The organism is Variovorax sp. JS1663 (assembly GCF_002157355.1).
In the GTDB taxonomy this organism is placed as follows: Bacteria; Pseudomonadota; Gammaproteobacteria; order Burkholderiales; family Burkholderiaceae_C; genus Variovorax.
Genome location: NZ_LYMK01000133.1, coordinates 1 through 1,383, shown reverse-complemented (window position 1 = coordinate 1,383; position 1,383 = coordinate 1). Strand labels below are relative to the sequence as shown.

The window sequence follows — 1,383 nt, the reverse complement described above, 5'->3', positions numbered from 1 at the left end:
GATCTGGCCCCAGGCGTAGCCGGTGGCTGCGATCTCCAGGGCGTTGGTGGCCTGGTTGTCGCGGGCGGCATCGTCGATGAACTCGGTACTGCGGAAAGACATGACGAGTTCGTTGGTGTCCTTGTTGCGGAACAGGGTGCCGCTGAAGCCGGTTAGTGTGTTGGGTTGCTGGTCTAAGACTTCCCAGTGCTTCTCGAATTCGGTGGCTTGTACTTCGGTGAAGCGGCTGGCATGACCGTTTCCCTGAATAAGAGCTTCAATCAAGTCAGATCCGAAGTAGGACGTAGCTCCAGTTTTTTCATTGCGAAGGAATGCCTCAGCCGCCATCTGAAGATCGGCGTATTTGAGGTAGTCAGCGACGGTTGGAGCGGTAGCGGTAGTCATGTTCTTTTCCTTCCCTTATTTCAGTTCGTTGATGGCTTGAGGACTTTCTCTACAAATCTCTGTGTCTGCCGGCGTTGTGCCGTGAAGCCGTGCCGGGGAGCAAATGACGGGCAAGCATTGTCGGCAGCCATCAGCCATGGCGCACGGCCTGCTACGCTGCTGCCTTGCGCCCAATCCAACATGTAGCCCACACGCTCAGCGATCACCTCATCTGTTTGAAGATCAATCACTTTGAGCGAACTTCCAGCAATCCAGTGCTCGCGCTCCTCTCGTGTGGAAATGTCGTCGTAGGTCACGCCATAGCGCGGCACAGGACCAACGACAGGGGTTTTTTCGAGTACGAACTCATAGATGTTCAGGTCATAGCTCGGGTTACGCTTGAGTTCAAATTGCACTGCTGGCGCATTCACATCTTTCTTACGGACTGCTTTCTTTGCGCCTGTGTATCTGTATCGCTTCCCGTCTTTGGTGTCGATGGCTTCTACGTAGGCATAGCCTTTGTTTGGAGGCAATGAGTTCTCAGATGATCTGAGATTGTGTTCGTAGCTCCCCTTCAGCAAGCTCACGATGTAGCGCTCACCTGATAGATCGCTCCCGTAAGGATCATCCAAAGTGAACTGATCTCCACGATTGATGCCGTCGGGCCGCAACTTGAGCAGATAGATCCCCTCCACGTTTTCCACAACTTTGTAAATCTTCTCGCCCGCCGTCTTGCAGCGCTCGGCGAACATGGCCTGCGCCTTGACCTGTTGTTCGCTCAGGCGAGATGTACCAGGGCCATTGCCACAGGCGCTCACGAACAGGCTCAAGCCCAGCAGGAATGCTGGCCACCAGCAGCGCGGAATGCGTGCTTTCATCAGACTCGGCTCCGTTGGCAACGGCGAGCGTTGCGGACACAGCAGCGCGCCAGCCCTCGAGAACAGCCGACGGTCACGACGGCGTTGTCCAGGCGCACGCTGACGCTGCCAAATCCGGGGGTGCGGGCGTACGCGTCCCAGG

Annotated in this window: 2 protein-coding genes; both read right to left on the bottom strand. The window is 56.2% G+C overall.

All coding sequences use genetic code 11. The features are described from left to right. On the bottom strand, nt 1-384 hold a 384-nt coding region (locus A8M77_RS34955; RefSeq protein WP_202820703.1), incomplete at its 3' end, for a hypothetical protein. Between the two features lie 20 nt (nt 385-404). Continuing rightward, nucleotides 405-1,241, bottom strand: a complete 837-nt coding sequence (locus A8M77_RS35965) for a hypothetical protein (RefSeq protein WP_143694924.1) — start codon at nt 1,239-1,241, stop codon at nt 405-407. Nucleotides 1,242-1,383: the final 142 nt, after the last annotated feature.

What these genes read in the sequence shown, in the direction of transcription:
- A8M77_RS35965 (WP_143694924.1), bottom strand. Translation starts at nt 1,241, where the DNA reads ATGAAAGCACGCATTCCGCGCTGCTGGTGGCCAGCATTCCTGCTGGGC.